Origin of the sequence: Luteibacter sp. 22Crub2.1 (genome assembly GCF_900167995.1) — a bacterium.
Classification (GTDB): domain Bacteria; phylum Pseudomonadota; class Gammaproteobacteria; order Xanthomonadales; family Rhodanobacteraceae; genus Luteibacter; species Luteibacter mycovicinus.
In genome coordinates this window covers 17233-33104 of sequence record NZ_FUYT01000010.1, presented here as the reverse complement: position 1 = coordinate 33104, position 15872 = coordinate 17233, and the positions used below count along the sequence as shown (strand labels likewise).

The following is a 15872-nucleotide window of genomic DNA, read 5'->3' as shown; positions in this document are numbered from 1 at the left end:
CTTCTTCAGAGTGCGATCGCGTCGCCGACCGTCAGCACGAGTTTGCCTCGAGCCTGACCCGCCAGGCTTATCTCGAGTGCGTCGCGCCAGTTTTCCAGGGCGAAGGTGCGGGCGACAGGGATACTGAAACGCCCTTCGGCGGCCAGTTCGCCGTAGCGCTCCAAAACGTCCCAGCGAAGCCGGAAGCCGCCCTCTGCCTGCACATGTTCCGCTCCGGTGCGTGCTCCCGTTTTCGCCGCGCCCTCGAAATCGGCCGCGGTGATGACTCGGCTCGGATCGCCGTCCACGATGTCGATGAGGTCGGGAAGAGCGCCGACCGATCCTGGTTTCAAGTTGATGGGGGCCGTGTCGAGAATCACGTCTGGGCGCTGTCCAAGCGCACGAACGCGATCGACCATTCCGTTTCCATGCGCGACCACGGTGGCTCCCATTGCACGCAAGCGATCGGCGAAGGTGTCACCGGCCGTGGCGATGACACGGATGCCTTCGAACAGCGCCATCTGCACTGCGGCGAAACCCACCATCGACCCGGCGCCGTTGACGAGGAGCGTCTGGCCTTTCTCGGCGCCCGACCAGGTCAGATATCGCGCTGCTGTCTCAACCACCATGGGTAGCGCGGCGGCATCGACATGCGGGAGGCGGTTAGGGAGTCGGTTCCAGTAATAGAGGATGGCGACGCGGGCGGCGCCTGCCGTGGGGTAGTTCCTGAAATCTGCCGGTCCGTACACCGCATCACCGACCGCTACGTTAGTGACGCCCTCACCGACGGCCAGAACCGTGCCCGAAACATCCAGCCCGACGCCGCAAGGCAATTTGCGGGCGGACAGGCCGCGGCAAAGCGCCCAGTCTGCGGGATTCAGCCCGCAGGCGTGGACCTGCACCGCAATGTGGCCGGCTTGCGGCACGGGGAGAGGCGACTCGTCGAGTCTCAGGACCTCGGTCGGTTCGCCATGAGCGTGGAAGGACAGCGCGTGCATTGTTTTTGTGGTCACAGGGGTTCTCCATCCGGCGGAGTGCGCTAAAGTCAGTGACTGACATTTATAGCCGTTATGTCAGTCACTGACAATAAAGAGCCCGAACGTGCCGAGAAGTCGAAACAATGTGCGCCGCCGCATGCAGGAGGCGGCCCTCGAACTCTTTCTCGAGAAGGGTTACGACGGCACGACTGCGGCCGAAATCGCGGCGCGAGCCGGAGTGACGGAGCGGACCTTCTTCCGACATTTCCCGGATAAGCGGGAAGTGCTGTTCGACGAGGCCGAACTGCACGCCAGGCTGGGGGAAGCGATCGCAAGGGCGCCGGCTGAACTCGGTCCGCTTCGGATCGTGCTCTGGGCATTCGAGGCGACGGTCACGCTGTTTGAGGAGAACCGTCCGCTCGCCGGACCGGCGCAGTCGGTCATCGCGCAGACGCCGGCGCTTCAGGAGCGACAGTTGGCCAAGTCGGCGGCGGTTACCCGGGCTGTAGCGGGAGCGTTGCTTGGCCGCGGAGTTGACCCGACAGTCGCCGCCTTGACTGCGTCGACGGGTATGGCTATCGCTGGCCATGCGCTCGGTGCCTGGTTCGAGGACGAGTCGGTACCGCTGGCCGATCAGTTCCGGCGGGCGTTCTTCACGGTAGAGAACATGCTCGCTTGCAGCCGACGTCCGGCCCGTTGAAGCCGATGTGGCCGAGGTCTCGGGCGTCGATGCGCTCCGGTGCGCTCGTAGCGCTTCTGCCCGCGTGGGAGCAACCGGCCGGCGAAGGTCGAAGCCGTCGCCAGTTATTTGCGCAGGCGCTCGGCAACCCCGCGTGGCGCTGGCATGCGTCGACGAAGCCATCGGCTTGATGGGCAGACGGTGCCGCGAGGCCGCGCATGCGCTACCCGAAAGAGCGAGCCTTCATCGATCCTTTTCAGGGTCGTCGGGACAATCGATGCTCGTCTCAGGAGACCGCTGCATGAGTGACCCGACAGAGCGGGTGCCTACCCGTATCGATTATGAGGGAGTTGACCATCCGGGAAGTGACATCTTCTTTGCGGCTGTCTCGACGACACGTATGCCGATGATCGTCACCGACCCGCGAAAGCCGGACAACCCCATCATCTTCGCGAACCCCGCGTTTCTTCGGATGACCGGATATTCGACCGATGAGCTCATCGGTCGGAACTGCCGGCTTCTGCAGGGCCCCGGAACCGACCGGGTGACCATCGCGGCCATCCGCGATGCGGTCGCCGCCAAGCAGGAAATCGCTACTGAAATTCTTAACTACCGCCGCGATGGATCGACGTTCTGGAACGCGCTTTTCGTTTCACCTGTCTACGATGGCAAAGGCGAGGTGGTCTATTTCTTTGCGTCTCAGCTCGATGTCAGCCGGCGACGTGATGCGGAAGACGCGCTGCGTCAGGCGCAGAAGATGGAGGCCCTCGGGCAGCTGACGGGTGGCATCGCGCACGACTTCAACAACCTTCTTCAGCTGATGATCGGCTACGTCGAATCCGTCGAAGTGGGACTGACCCGCCCGCAGATCGAGCGCGACAAGCTGCTGCGCTTCATCGCCGGCGCCAAGTCCGGTATTCAGCGGGCCTCGACGCTCACTTCCCAGCTTCTTGCCTTTTCGCGAAAGCAGACGTTGCAGGGTCGCGTCGTCAATCCCAACCAGATTGTCGCCGACATGCAAGACATGCTCGAGCGCTCCATCGGTGCCGACATCGATCTGGAACTCGACCTCGCTCCGGATACGCAAAACGCGCGCCTCGATCCAACGCAGCTGGAAGTCGCATTGCTGAACGTGTCGATCAACGCGCGTGATGCGATGGAGGGGCGGGCCGGCAAGCGTCTGACGCTTCGCACGAGAAACGCGACGCCGCTGGAAATCAACAATCAGGGGGAACTTGCCACGCGCGGCGACGCGTTCGTGGCGATCGACGTCATCGACAACGGGTCGGGCATGGCGCCGGACGTCGCGGCCCGCGTCATGGATCCCTTCTTTACGACCAAGCCCGAGGGCAAGGGAACGGGCCTTGGCCTTTCGATGGTCTATGGCTTCGCGAAGCAGTCGGGTGGCGCCGTGGCCGTTTCTTCGGAGGAGGGCAGGGGAACGACCCTGACCATGTATTTCCCCGTTGCCACGGAAACCGACGGTCGCGGTCCGCAGCCGGTCCGCCGCATCGACCGGGCTGCCGACCGGGAGGGGCACGAGCGTGTCGTGGTCGTCGACGACAGGGAGGATCTTGCCGAGCTTGCCCGGACAATCCTCGAGTCTCATGGGTATCGGGTCGAAGCGTTTACGGATCCGCAGAAGGCGCTCCAGCGTATTGGGGACGATCTCCCGTTCGATATCCTTTTCACCGACATCGTCATGCCGGGCGACCTCGACGGCGTGTCGCTCGCCCGCAGGGCGAGGGCCATTCGTCCTGGGGTGAAGGTGCTCCTGACAACAGGCTATGCGTCGCAGTCGCTTCAGCGGACCGATGCGGGAGGCATCGCGTTCGATGTGCTGAGCAAACCGTATTCCCGCATCGACCTTTTACGGAAGATACGCTTCGTGCTCGATGGCCCGACCGGCGTGAGCTGAGTCAGATATGTGGTTGCTCCTTGCCTGCGGCGCGGACCGGATCTTCGCTGCCGCTGGCGATGGACTGCTTCAGGGCGACGGCATCCTCGAGACGAGCCGCGCGCGCGGTGATCAGTGACAGCTCCGCGTCGCGCCAGGCCTGTTCGGCGGTAAGGAGCGCGATGAGGCTCATGTCGCCGGCGGCGTACTGGGTCTGGGCGATGCGGTAGCTGGCCAGCGCGGTTTCCCTGGCCGTCTGCGCCAGGTCGAAGGCGCGCCTGTCCGCTTCGACGGCATGCAGCGCGTCACCGACGTCGGCGAACGCATTGATGGCCGTGCTGCGGTACAACGCAGCCGACCGGCGGTTGTTGGCCTCGGCGGAGCGCTGCTGATGCCGGAGCGTGCCACCGTCAAGGATTGGCGCCGCCAGATCGCCGGCCAGATTCCAGAAGGCCGTGCCGGGCCCGAACAGATCGCCGAACCGCGCCGCGGACGAGCCACCGCTGGCGCTAAGGGTCAGCGCGGGCAGGCGGGCGGCGACCGCGACGCCCACCTGGGCCGAGGCCGCATGCCATTGCGCCTCGGCTGCCTGGATATCCGGTCGTTGCTCCAGCCATGCCGACGGCACGCTGGTGGGCAGATCCGTCGGCAAGGTGAAATCGCCCAGTGCGAGGGAGCGCTCCCCGGCATCGACCGTGTGGCGACCTTCCAGTGCCGCGTTGCGGTCACGCTGCTTCAGCCACTGTTTCTCGATCGCGGGGCGCTGGGCCTGTGTGGCGGTCAATGTCGCCGACTGGAGCAGTACGTCGCTCTGCGCCGCATCACCCAGGGCATAGCGCTTGCGGGCGATCTCCAGGGACTGTTGCTGGACCCTGACCAACTGATCGATGGCGTCCAGTTGCGCCTGCAGGCTGGCCTCCTCGATAAGACCGACGCACAGGTTGGCGATCAGGGTGAGGCGTGCCGCCTGCCACTGGTAGCGCTGCTCGTCCGCCTGCGCGACCAACGATTCGACGGCGCGCCGGTTCGCGCCGAAGAGATCGGGGGAGTAGCTGATCGACAGCTGCGCTGTGTGCAGGCTGTACACGTAGCTCCCGTCGGCGGGCACGCTGGACAGCGCGCCCGATGTCTTCTGCCGGGTGGGATTCACGCCAGCCGTGACGGCAGGAAAGAATGCGCCCCGCTGCGCGAGCGCCGTCTCCTGCGCCGCCAGCAGAGCTTCTTGCGCCGCCTGGATATCGGGGCTGTCGCGCAGCGCCCGCGCCACGCGCTCGTCCATCGCTGGCGCGCCGAACGATGACCACCAGTGGTCCCGCTCATCGGGCGAGACCGTGGCCGGGACGGTGGGCGACGGAAAGGCCTTCGCCAGGTCCGGTTTCGCGAAGTCGGGGCCGACCGCACAGCCGGCCATCGACACGAGAAGCCCACCCATCAGGAGAGACGCAAACAGCACTTTGCACAGGTTCATACGATGCTCCTCGACCGGGCGGCGCGGCGCTGCGCGCGCTCTTCGATCAGGCAGTAAAGCGAAGGCAGGACAAAAAGGGTCAGCAACGTGGCAATGCCCAGACCACCGACCACGACGGTGGCCAGGCCGCGCTGAACATCGGTACCGATTCCCGTGGCCAACGCGGCCGGGAGCATGCCTGCCGTGGCTACGGTAGCGGTCATCAGCACCGGGCGGAATCGCTGCGTGGCACCCGCCAGCACCGCGGCTTCGATGGATGCACCTTTCTCTCGTACCCGGTTGAAGTTGGAGACCATGATCACGCCGTTCTGCACAGCCACACCGAACAGCGCGATGAAGCCCACGGCAGTCGCGATGTTCAGTGTCTCACCGCGCACGGTGATGGCAATCAGTCCACCCACGGCCGCGAGCGGCACCACGCCAAGCACCAGCGCCGCCTGACGCAGCCTGCCGAATTCGGAAAAGAGGAAGATCGTCATCACGGCGAGCACCATGACAAGCGCCAACGCAAGCCGCGACTGCGCGCGTCGCTGATTTTCGAACTGGCCACCCCATTGCAGCCGGTACCGGCTCTTGTCGAAAGTCACCTTCGCTGCGATCTGGCGATCCGCGTCGGCGAGGTAATCCGACAGCGCGCGGCCACGGTTGTCGATCCGCACGATCAGGTTCCGCTCGCCCATCTCGTGCGCCACCGTCGCCTCACCGGATTGCTCCCGGATCCGCGTGACCGAGGACAGGGGAATCTGCGCGCCCTCCGCGCTGCGCAAGGTCAGGGCACCCAGCTTGTCCGGGCTGCTGGCGATGTCGCGCGAGACCTTGGCCGTCATGTTGTAAACCCGGTCGTCCACGTACACCTGAGACACGGGGGCGCCGCCCAGGGCCGTCTGGATCAGCGCGTCGACGTCGCTTACGTTGATGCCATAGCGCGCGGCGGCTTCGCGGTCGATCTCGATCGCCACCTGCGGCACCGGCGGCTCCTGGAACACCGAGGCGTCGGCCGTTCCGTCCAGGCCCTTCAGCACGCCGACCACGGCATCGCCGATGCGGCGAAGCTCCCTGAAATCGTCGCCGTAGATGCGCAGCACCAGGGGGCTGTGCGCACCGCCTATCTTGTCGTTCTCGCCATCGATGATGGGCTGGCTGATGCCCACGCTGATGCCGGGAATGGCCTGCAGCCGGCGATTGAGCCTGGTGATGAACTGCGCCTTCGTCTCGCCATGCGGCCAGCTGTCATAGGGTTTGAGGCCCACACCGGACTCGATGTGCGAGGGTGTCCACGGGTCCGTACCGTCGTCGTTGCGACCCAGCTGGGTCACCACATACGACACCTCGGGAAACTCGCGCACCGCGTCGCGATACTGGCTGGCCATGCTGCTGGCCTTCTCCAGGGAAAGGCCCGAGGGCAGCTGCACCTGCACCCACAGACCACCTTCGTCCAGCTCAGGCAGAAACTCCTGGCCGACGCTGGCGCCCAGTGATACGACGCAGACCAGGGCCGCCACAACGATGATCACGGCCACCGACGGCCGGCCAATCAGGCGCTTCAGCGCGCGTCCATAGGCGTCCTGCAGGCGCTCCAGCGGTCGGTTGTGGAAGATTTTCCTCGGCCTGCGGAACGCCATGTAGGCAAGCGAGGGTACGAGCACCAGCGTCGTCACCAGCGCGCCGAGCAGGGCGAAGCCCACGGTGTACGCCATGGGAGCGAACAGCTTGCCTTCGGCATGCTCGAACGCCAGCAGCGGCGCATAGGCCGTGATGATGATGAGCGTGGCAAAGACGATCGGACGCGCCACCTTGCCCGTCGCATCCAGTACGGTTTCGGGCGTGAGCGTCGCCTCCGGATCGGCCTCTCGGCGACGCAGGATGGTTTCGGTCACCACGATCGCACCGTCGACGATCACGCCGAAATCGATGGCACCCAGGGAAAACAGATTCGCCGGCGTGTGCGTCAGGTTCATCAGGATGAACACCACGACCAGCGAAAACGGGATCGTGACGGCGGCGATCAGCGCGCTGCGTGGGCTGCCCAGAAACAGGATCAGCACGATACAGACGAGGCCCACACCCTCGATGACCGTATGCTCGACCTTGTGCACCGTCGCCTGCACGAGATCGTCGCGGTCGATATAGGGAACGATACGGACATCCTCCGCCGCGAGCTTCCGGTTCAGCTCATCGACGGTCGTATGAATGCCCTGGAGCACGCGCGAGGCGTTCTCGTGCAACAGCATGTCCACGATGCCTTCTATCGCATCGGGATTGCCGTCCTTGCCCAGGATGCCTTCGCGTGTCTGGTGACCGTAGGACAGCTGCCCAAGATCGCGCAGCATAACGGGCACGCCGTTGCTGTGACTGACAACGATGGCACCCATGGCGTCCAGGGTCCGGACCAGACCGATACCACGCACGACGTACGACTGCTCGCCACGCGAGATCCGGCCGCCGCCTGCGTTGGCGTTGTTGGCGCTCATGGCGGCGATGACATCGTTCATGCCTACGCCGTAGCGCTGCAACGCATCGGGGTCGACCGTGAGCTGGTACTCCTTCGTGAGGCCGCCGAAGTTGTTGACGGCGGCCACGCCGGGCACCTTCTGCAGCGCCGGGATGACGGTCCAGCGCTGCAGTTCCGATAGCTGCATCAGGTTCTTCGATGGGGATTCGAGCGTGTAACGGTAGATCTCGCCCGCCGGGCCGGTCACGGCATCCAGTCCCGCAGACACGCCGGCCGGCAGTGTCACGTTTTCCAGTTGCTCACGAATGCGTGAGCGCACCCAGTAATCCTCGCTGCCCTCGCTGAACGTCATCGTGATCAGGGACAGCCCGAATGAACTGCTCGACCGCATCGAGGCGAGCCCGGGCACACCGGCGAGCGCACGCTCGATCGGCGTCGTGATCTGCTGCTCCACCTCTTCGGCGGCTAGCCCGGGGGCCTGGGTAGTTACCTGGGCGGTGACGTCGCTCAGCTCGGGGTAGGCTTCGATGGCCAGCTGGGTCGAGGCGTAGTAGCCGTAGCTCAGGGTCAGCAGCATCACGGCGAACACCACGCCACGGCGGTGGAAGCAAAAGGCGATCAGGCGCGCGATCATTGCAGCAGCACTCCGCCACGCACGACGACACGATCGCCGGCTTGCAGGCCGTGAACGACTTCCACGGTCGCGCCTTCGTCTCGTCCCGTATCGATGTCGCGACGCTCAAACTGCCAGGGCGCGCGCTCGATGAACACACTGCGCCGGTCGTTATCCATGACCAGAGCCGTCTGCGGTACGAAGAGGCGAGGGCCACCCGGAACCGCGAATGCCGCCGTCCCGAACATATTCGGCAGCAGGCGGTGCCCGGCGTTGTCCACCCTGAGGTGAACCTTGATGCGTCGCGTGGTGCTGTCGAGCACCGGATCGATGACATCGACCTTGCCCTGCAAGGTCACGCCTGGCAGTGCGGTGAAAGTGAGCGTTGCATTACTCCCGCCGGACACCGATGCGCTCTCCGCCTCCGGCACGTTGGCGGTGACCCACATCCGATCGAGGTCGGTGACCGCCATCAGCACGGTGCTGGTGTCGTTGATCCGCGAACCCGCCGCGACACCGAGCGAGGTCACGACGCCATCCATGGGTGCACGAATGTCGAGGACGGACGCGTTTGACGCCGTGCGTGAGGTACCGGTAAGTGCTGCCACCTGAGTATCCGCCCGGGTACGTTCGGCCGACGCCTGTGCATACGCGCTCCTGGCCGCCTCGAGATCCTTCGTGGCTGCGCCACCCGCTTCGGTCACCCGCTGAGCACGGGTCAGCGCCTGCTTCGCAAGCGCTTCGGCGTCGCGCGCCCGGGCCTGGTCGGAACGGGCCTGCGCGACATCGCCGGAGGTCATCGTCAGCAGGACCTGTCCTTCCCGCACTTTTTCACCCAGAACGACGTCGACCTGGACGATCCGCCCGGCACCCGGTGCGAGCACCGTCACCGAGCGGGCAGGGTCGATCTCCACCGTCGCGGGCCAGCTGACATGCATGGGCGCAGTGTCGACAGCGACCGGCGCGATACGAAGCTCGCTCCGCAGCGGTGAGCGCGGGCCGACCTCGATGCGGTTGCCATGGACACTGAAAGCCGGCGCCGCATCGGACGCGACATCGGGTGTGGCCCGGTCACAACCGGCCAGCAGGAGCGCAGCCGCCAGAGCGGCAGCGATGAGGGCAGGGTGGTTGATGGCACGACCAGGTACGCGCACGCACCGGCATTCGCGCCGGGCCAGGGTGGCCGGCACGCTATTTTTGATGTTGTACATCGCTCTGCTCCGACAGCGGCCGGGAGCGAGCGGGATCAGCCCAGGCGGATCCGGCCCACGCCTTGCGCGCAGGGGGTTGGATGATGGGTGGCCATCAGCGATACATCGATCGCGATGATCATTCGACTGGGATAACTGTCCATATATTCCGGTTGGAAACCTAAGCCCGTTGGGTGACGGGGGGATGCCAGGCGTGCTCCTCTGTCGTTTCAGACGCACTGATGACGGGCACGATCGATCCGCACTTCAGCAGCAAGTGGCTAAGTGTATGCGTACGGATTTTTCCCGAATCTTTCGGTACCGAAGAATTTACGCATTTTTTGCGCGTCGGGGCTTTGATCGTGTTACATGGCATTCGATTCGGGGCTGCGGCCAGATATAAGCATGTTCACCGCTTCCCTCAGTTGCTCGTCGACGCCACCCGTGGCTCCGAGCGGTCGATCGCGTACCTCGACATCAGGTGACGCGCCGCGGTTTTCCAGTACGAAGCCTGCATCGGCGTCAACAAGGCTGTCCTTAGGGACGGTCACGGTTGTGCCGTCCACCAGTAGAAGCCTTCCCTGGATGCCCCGGACGCCTCCCCATGTTCGCTCGCCCACCACGCGGCCCAGACCGTACTTGCGGAAATAGTAAGGAAACTGATCGCCGTCGGAGGCAGAAAATTCGTTGGTGATGACGACGAGTTTCTGCGGTCCGCGCCCCGCGGGAAGATCTTCGCGCGCACCCTGCCGATTGAGGAACTGCCCGGCATGCCGCCGAAGCAGGAGGTCGAGCACCCACTGGCTGGTAAAGCCGCCTTCGCTGGCCCGAATGTCGATAATGAGCCCTTCTTTTCCTGACTGCGCGTTCCACTGACGCATCAGATCTTCCGTCCCATTGGCACTGAAATCGCGAAGGTGCAGATACCCGACGCGTCCTCCGGACGTCTTCGTGACATAGGCCGCGTTCTGTACGATCCAGTCGAACCGTCGAACCTCATGCTCGTCATGGATGGGGATCGCGCGGACACGACGCACCGGGCCGGTCGCCGTTTCAGCCATATCCAGTGACACGGGTGCGTCGCCTGTCGGCAGCAGTGCATACGGGTCGACGGGAGCACGCAGGCTTACGCCGTTGATGGCCAGGATGAAATCGCCAGCAGTTCGCCCACGATGTACAACACGTCCTCGTGCGAGGCCGCCCGACCGGCGAGCGGAAGATAGCGTTCGAGCAAGGCTGGCCAAGTGGAACGGCGAGCCCTCCGTCGGGCAATACGCGATACGTATCGAACTCGCCACGCAGGAGGAGGGCGCGTTGCGAGACAAAGAGAATCGCGCCGTCGGATGTCCAGCCTGTGACAGCATTGTCATAGGGCGAACTGGAGGGCCCGTGCGTCACCTGCCTGGCGACTCCGCCGGCGGTTTCCACGACATAGACATCACTCACCCCACGCTTGCGCCAGGTGAACGCAACCCGCGTGCCATCCGGTGACACATGAGGAAACAGCACCTGGCCAGGGCCCCCGACGAGGCGTACCGCCGTGCCTCCCGGCAACGGTGCTCGCCACAGTTCGCCGCGTGCGACGAACACCAGCGCGTCCTGAGATAGTGCAGGGAAGCGAACGAGGGGCGATTCGGCGTGTGCGACTCGCCATGGACCCGAGACGAGCGCCAGCGCCAGAAGAACATGTTTGATCGTCATAACGTCGTTCGCCGTTCTCTGGGTGGTGTGACTACTGGAAAACGACGAGCGCCTTGCCCGGTCTACAACGGCATTGGAAGCGGCGAAGGATAGCCAACCATCCGCATCTTCGTCAGTATATTGCCGAAGCCAGTCGATACCGTGATCACCAGTTGCGTCTGGTCGGAAGCGGGCGGAACGTCTAGCGGCATAACGATCCTCGTGCCATGCCATGCCATGGCGCGGCGGGTCGGTGCCACCTCAGTCGTTGCCTTCATCGTCGCACCATCGTCGCCGCCGTCAGGGTATGTACGGCCTGGACCTGCGCCACGCGTGATCCGATCGCCGTGACCTGTGACTTCAGTGCCTGAATCGCGGCGCTCACACGTTGTTCGGGCACTGTGACACGCAGTGTATGCTTGCCCTCGAAGGTGCTGAAGGTGGCCTCCCGCAACAGCTCCGGCCCAGTTTTCAGCGCCCGCGTGAACGTCGCCTTCCAGAGACCGGACGGCACCGGGTCCAGGATGGCGTGAAAGGTTTCCACGCCCGCCACCGGCGGTGCTGGATCCATTTCCAGATAGACGATGCGCACGCAGCTCGTGGGCGGTTCGATCATAGCTAGGCTTCCGGTGAGGGGCGGGCAGGGGAGCTTCCGATACGGAGCGCGGTGGAGCCGTCGTGCGGCCCGGCATCGTTCTCGCGGAAAAGGGTGTCGTACAACAGCGGGATCAGTCCCAGGGTCACCAGCGTGCCCAGCAGCAGGCCGCCGATGAGGGTAATGGCCATGCCCGTCCACAAGGGCCCGGCAAACAGCATCAGCGGAATCAGACCGACGATGCAGGTCAGCTTGGTCATCACGATCGGGCGCAGTCGCTTGACCGCCGCTTCGATCACCGCCTCATGGTGATGACGGCCTTCAGCCAATTCCACCTCGATCCGCTCGAGCAACAGCACCGCGTTGTTGACGATGATGCCGGCCAGGGCGAGCAGGCCGAAGGTCGCCATGAAGCCGAACGGATATCCGCTCACGACCAGGGCCAGCGTCGAACCGATCAGTATGAAAGGAACGCTGGCGACGACGATGAACACCTTGCGGAAGGAATTGAACTGCCAGACGAAGAGCAACAACATGCCGCCGATGGCCAGGGGCATGTATTGGGCGATTACCTCGTTAGCTTCGGCCGAATCCGCGATCTCGCCGCCGAGCGTGATCGCGTAGCCGGGCGGCAGATGGATACGCGCGATCGCCGGCGCCAATCGATCAGCAATCTGCTGGGCGGTCAGGGTGGGATTGCGCGCGGTTACCGTGATCGTACGGCTGAGGTTACGCCGCTGCACCACGCCCGGTTCCGAATCCAGGGCGATCGTGGCCAGCGCGTTGAGTGCCACGGGGGACATGGACGAACTGGCGGGATAGATCAGGGTATCACCCGGGTCGGCGTCCGAGGCGCGCTCAGTCGCACTGCCGCGCAGCACGATGGGTACGGCGGCACCGCCATCGTCGATCGAAGCAGCCTGATAGCCGCTGTAGCGGACCTGCAGCGCACGCAGCACGTCCTCGCGTGTGATCCCGTTGGCGTTCAATTTGCGCTGATCGATCGCGACGCGGTAGCGAGGCACACGGGGTCCCCAGCTGTTGATCGTATCGAATGTGCCCGGCAGCGCACGCAGCACGGCTTCGACCTGCGCGCTCAGTGAGCGTAGCGTGGCCTCGTCCACGCCGCTCACGCGGTATACGGCCACGCCGGCTTCGGTCGCCCCCAGGGAGAAACGTTTGGGCTCGGCGTGCAGGTTGGGGAACTCGTTGGCGAGGTACTTGCGCGTGCGCGTAATGAGCGCATCCATGTCGGTATCGGGCATCACCGAGACGGTGAAGTAGCCGATGTTCGCCCCCGGCAACGGCGGGTTCAGTCCGAGCACCACGCGCGGACCGCCGTCGGCGACATACCCGACGCTGTTCTCGATCTCTGGGTTGATCTTGCGGTTGTCCAGCCACTGGCTGATCTGGCGGACCGAGGCCAGGGTCTGTCGCGAGTCGACGCCGGCCTGGAAGATCAGCGGAATCTGGAACTGCAAACGGTCCGACTTGGGCAGGAAGTCGTAGGGCAGGCGTGACAGCGTCCAGCCCGCACCACCCAGCAAAGCAACCATGGCGCCAACGAAAATCACCTTGTGGGTGAGCACCCAGCCGATCACGCGCCGGTAGCCGTGGTAGAAGCGTGACTCGTGCTCGGCCACGTCGGCGGCGTCCGCATGGACCATGGCGAAGTAGAAGCACAGCAGCGGTGTAACGGTCAGACCCAGCGCCCAGGAGCCGAGCAGGGTCACGGCCAGCACGACGGCCAGCGACCGCAGGTACTCGTTGGTGCTGGTCTGGCCCAGGAAAAACGGCGAGAACGCAAAGACGATGACCAAGGTAGAGACCAGCAGTGGCACCGCCAAGGTCCGCCCCGCATCGATGCAAGCCTGGCGCCGTTCTTCGCCTGCCTTCAGACGCCGCTCAATGTCTTCGGCGATTACGATGCCGTTATCGACGAGCAGGCCCAGCGCCAGGATGATGGCGGCCATCGAGACCATTTGCAGTTCGATATTGAACGCACGCATCACGATGAGGGAGCTCAAAATCGTCAGCGGCACGATCGAGCCGACGATCAGACCCATCCGCCACCCAAGGAACAGCATCACCACCGCCATGACGATGACGATTGTCTCGCCCATGACGTGGTGCATCTTGCCCATTTCGCGGGCGACGACGTCGGCCTGGAAGGTCACAACGTCGGCGTCGAAGCCGGTTGGCAAACGATGGCTGGCTTCTGCGATCCGTGCCTTGAGTTCTTTGCCGAAGGCGGCGATATCCAGGCCCTTGGCCATGGAGACCGAGACCACGACGGCCTGCTGACCCTGGTAGACGGCGGCGCTTTGCGGCGGATCCGTCGGCATGGCCTGGATCGTCGCCACCTCGCCGAGGGTCACATCCTGGCTTTGGTCGCCGCGCGGGACGGACAGGAGGAATCTGCGCAGGTCATCCACCGAGCGGATCTTGCCTTCCACGCTCACCGACACGCCCAAACCGGAGACCGAGGGCTGTCCTGCGGAGGCGATGGCGTTTTGCGCCGCGAGCTGCTGGGCGATCGCCGTCGGGGTCAGGCCGAGCGAGGCGAGCTTGCTCTTGTCGAACTGCAGGTACAGCTGGGTGTCCTGCAGTCCATAAAAAGCCACCCGCTCGACGCCCTTGAGCGCGTAAAGGTCCGAGCGGAAGCGTTTGATCGGTTCGCGCATCTGGGCCAGGCTGACGCCGGGCGCCGTGATGGCGATGGAGGCGACCGAGACGCGACCGAAATCATCGTCCAGGAACGGGCCGATGGTGCCTTGCGGGTAGGTCAGGGCGACTTCGGTCAGCTTGGAGCGCACCTTTTGCCACATCGCATCCAGGTCGGTGACATTGTCGTAGGCGGTCAGCTGAATCACCACCGACCCCGGCCGGACCGTGGTGGCGATGGTCTTCAGCCCGCCCAGTTCGCGCAGGCGCTCCTCGGCCGGCTTGGCCAGGATGTCCTCCACCTCATCGGTGGCCATGCCGGGCAGGCTGATGGAGACGATCGCATCGCGCACGGTGACCGAAGGTTCCTCCTGCGAGGGGAAGTGCAGGAAGGTCCAGGTACCGGCGATGAGGATGACTGCGGCGATGAAGAGGGTCAGGCGACTGGCGTCAAGCGCCGAGCGGGTCAGCAGCATGTCAGCGGCTCTCCAGCTGGCTTGCGCCTTCGAACTCGCGCACGTGCTGGCCATCGGTCAGAAACGCGGTCCCGGCACTCACCACCCGATCGCCCAGCGCGAGGCCCGAACGGACCAGCGCGCGGTCACCGGCGTAACCGGCCAGGGTCACGTCTTTGCGGGTCACCTGGCCACGGATGCTATCGAAGACGAACACGCTGTCGGTGCCTGCGGTCGCGCCCGGCAGCACGGCGGTCACCGGAATGGCCAGCTGACCGCTGGCCGGACCGCCGGTGAGGCGCAACGGTAACAACTGCCCGGCAGCCAGGGCGGCGGGCGCGCCGTTGGTGCGAAAAATCGCCTCCAGGGTCGCGCCTTTGCCGAGGTGATCGGACAACTGCGTCAGGCGCACCGGCAGGGTCGTGCCGTCAGCCACAGTGATGGTCGCTTCGCTGCCCACCGAGACGGCGGCCCGCGCCTGGCTCGGCAGCGAGGCAACGACCTCGAACTGCCCTTCGCCATCGATGGTCAAGAGGACCTGGCCGGCGGCGATGTCCTGCATGGGTTCCTCCGCGCGCGAGACCACGCGGCCGGCAAACGGCGCCATGAGCACGGCGTGCTTGAGGTCGCGGCTGGCCAAGGCCACCGCGGCATCGGCCGCCTCGGCCTTGCCACGGGCCGCCTGGTCGGCCGCCCGCGCCATTGACAGGGCCGTCTGCGTGGCGGCGCCGTCGTTGAACAAGGCGCTCTGCTGACGCAACTGTTCGGCGCGATTGAGGAATTCCGCGCGCGCCGCGGAGGCATCCGCCCGCGCCTGCGCCAGACGCAGCCGGATGGGTTCGGGGTCGAGCTCAGCCAGCAGCTGGCCCTTGGCGAAGGCATCACCGGGCTGGACGGCGATCCGCGCGATGCGACCGGCCACATCGAAACTCAGCCGGGCGCGCTGGGCTTGGCGGACCTCGGCGGTGATTTGCGAGACCGCGCCCGGCGCCGCGGTGACCTCGGCCAGCAGCACGGTACGTGGCGGCGCGACTTCCTTGGGGGCCTCGCCGCACGCACTCAGCCACAGGGGCGTCAACAGGGCGGCGACCGTGAGCGGTAGACGTGTCATCTCAAACGAACTCCAGCAAAGGCGACCCGCGCGACGCGGAAGTAGGCGGTCGCGGGTGAGGGGCAGGGCCCGTGCAGTGCGGGCACCGGGCGTGGGAGCGAGGGGGTGCGGG

At 65.1% G+C, this 15872-nt stretch carries 10 protein-coding genes; 2 read left to right on the top strand and 8 right to left on the bottom strand.

What is annotated here, in order from left to right:
* Window positions 1-5 precede the first annotated feature (5 nt).
* Window positions 6-992: an NADP-dependent oxidoreductase gene (locus B5X73_RS11930; protein ID WP_217699773.1), complete on the bottom strand. Its 987-nt coding sequence runs from the start codon at window positions 990-992 to the stop codon at window positions 6-8.
* A gap of 121 nt (window positions 993-1113) precedes the next feature.
* On the opposite strand from B5X73_RS11930, the gene B5X73_RS11925 reads away from it, so the two are divergent.
* Complete coding sequence (locus B5X73_RS11925; protein WP_079521868.1) at window positions 1114-1656, top strand: TetR/AcrR family transcriptional regulator; 543 nt, start codon at window positions 1114-1116, stop codon at window positions 1654-1656.
* Between the two features lie 280 nt (window positions 1657-1936).
* The gene (locus tag B5X73_RS11920) at window positions 1937-3553 is read left to right on the top strand and encodes a histidine kinase famiy protein (RefSeq protein WP_079521867.1); all 1617 of its coding nucleotides are present in this window, start codon (window positions 1937-1939) and stop codon (window positions 3551-3553) included.
* A 1-nt stretch (window position 3554) separates the two neighbouring features.
* Here the strand turns inward: B5X73_RS11920 and B5X73_RS11915 are convergent, their stop codons facing one another.
* From B5X73_RS11915 to B5X73_RS11880, 7 genes are all read right to left on the bottom strand, one after another.
* Window positions 3555-5000: an efflux transporter outer membrane subunit gene (locus tag B5X73_RS11915; RefSeq protein WP_079521866.1), complete on the bottom strand. Its 1446-nt coding sequence runs from the start codon at window positions 4998-5000 to the stop codon at window positions 3555-3557.
* The gene (locus tag B5X73_RS11910; protein ID WP_079521865.1) at window positions 4997-8086 is read right to left on the bottom strand and encodes an efflux RND transporter permease subunit; all 3090 of its coding nucleotides are present in this window, start codon (window positions 8084-8086) and stop codon (window positions 4997-4999) included. Before B5X73_RS11910 ends, B5X73_RS11915 begins: the two co-directional genes overlap by 4 nt.
* On the bottom strand, window positions 8083-9276 hold the full coding sequence (locus tag B5X73_RS11905; RefSeq protein ID WP_079521864.1) for an efflux RND transporter periplasmic adaptor subunit: 1194 nt from the start codon (window positions 9274-9276) through the stop codon (window positions 8083-8085). The genes B5X73_RS11910 and B5X73_RS11905 overlap by 4 nt, the downstream gene beginning before the upstream one ends.
* A gap of 344 nt (window positions 9277-9620) precedes the next feature.
* The gene (locus B5X73_RS11900) at window positions 9621-10328 is read right to left on the bottom strand and encodes a S41 family peptidase (RefSeq protein ID WP_176167826.1); all 708 of its coding nucleotides are present in this window, start codon (window positions 10326-10328) and stop codon (window positions 9621-9623) included.
* An 881-nt stretch (window positions 10329-11209) separates the two neighbouring features.
* Entirely contained in the window at window positions 11210-11551 is a 342-nt protein-coding gene (locus B5X73_RS11890; protein WP_079521862.1) for a hypothetical protein, read from the bottom strand.
* A gap of 2 nt (window positions 11552-11553) precedes the next feature.
* A complete protein-coding gene (locus B5X73_RS11885) occupies window positions 11554-14670 on the bottom strand; it encodes an efflux RND transporter permease subunit (protein WP_079521861.1) in 3117 nt (1038 codons plus the stop codon).
* A gap of 1 nt (window position 14671) precedes the next feature.
* Window positions 14672-15760, bottom strand: a complete 1089-nt coding sequence (locus tag B5X73_RS11880) for an efflux RND transporter periplasmic adaptor subunit (RefSeq protein ID WP_176167825.1) — start codon at window positions 15758-15760, stop codon at window positions 14672-14674.
* Window positions 15761-15872: the final 112 nt, after the last annotated feature.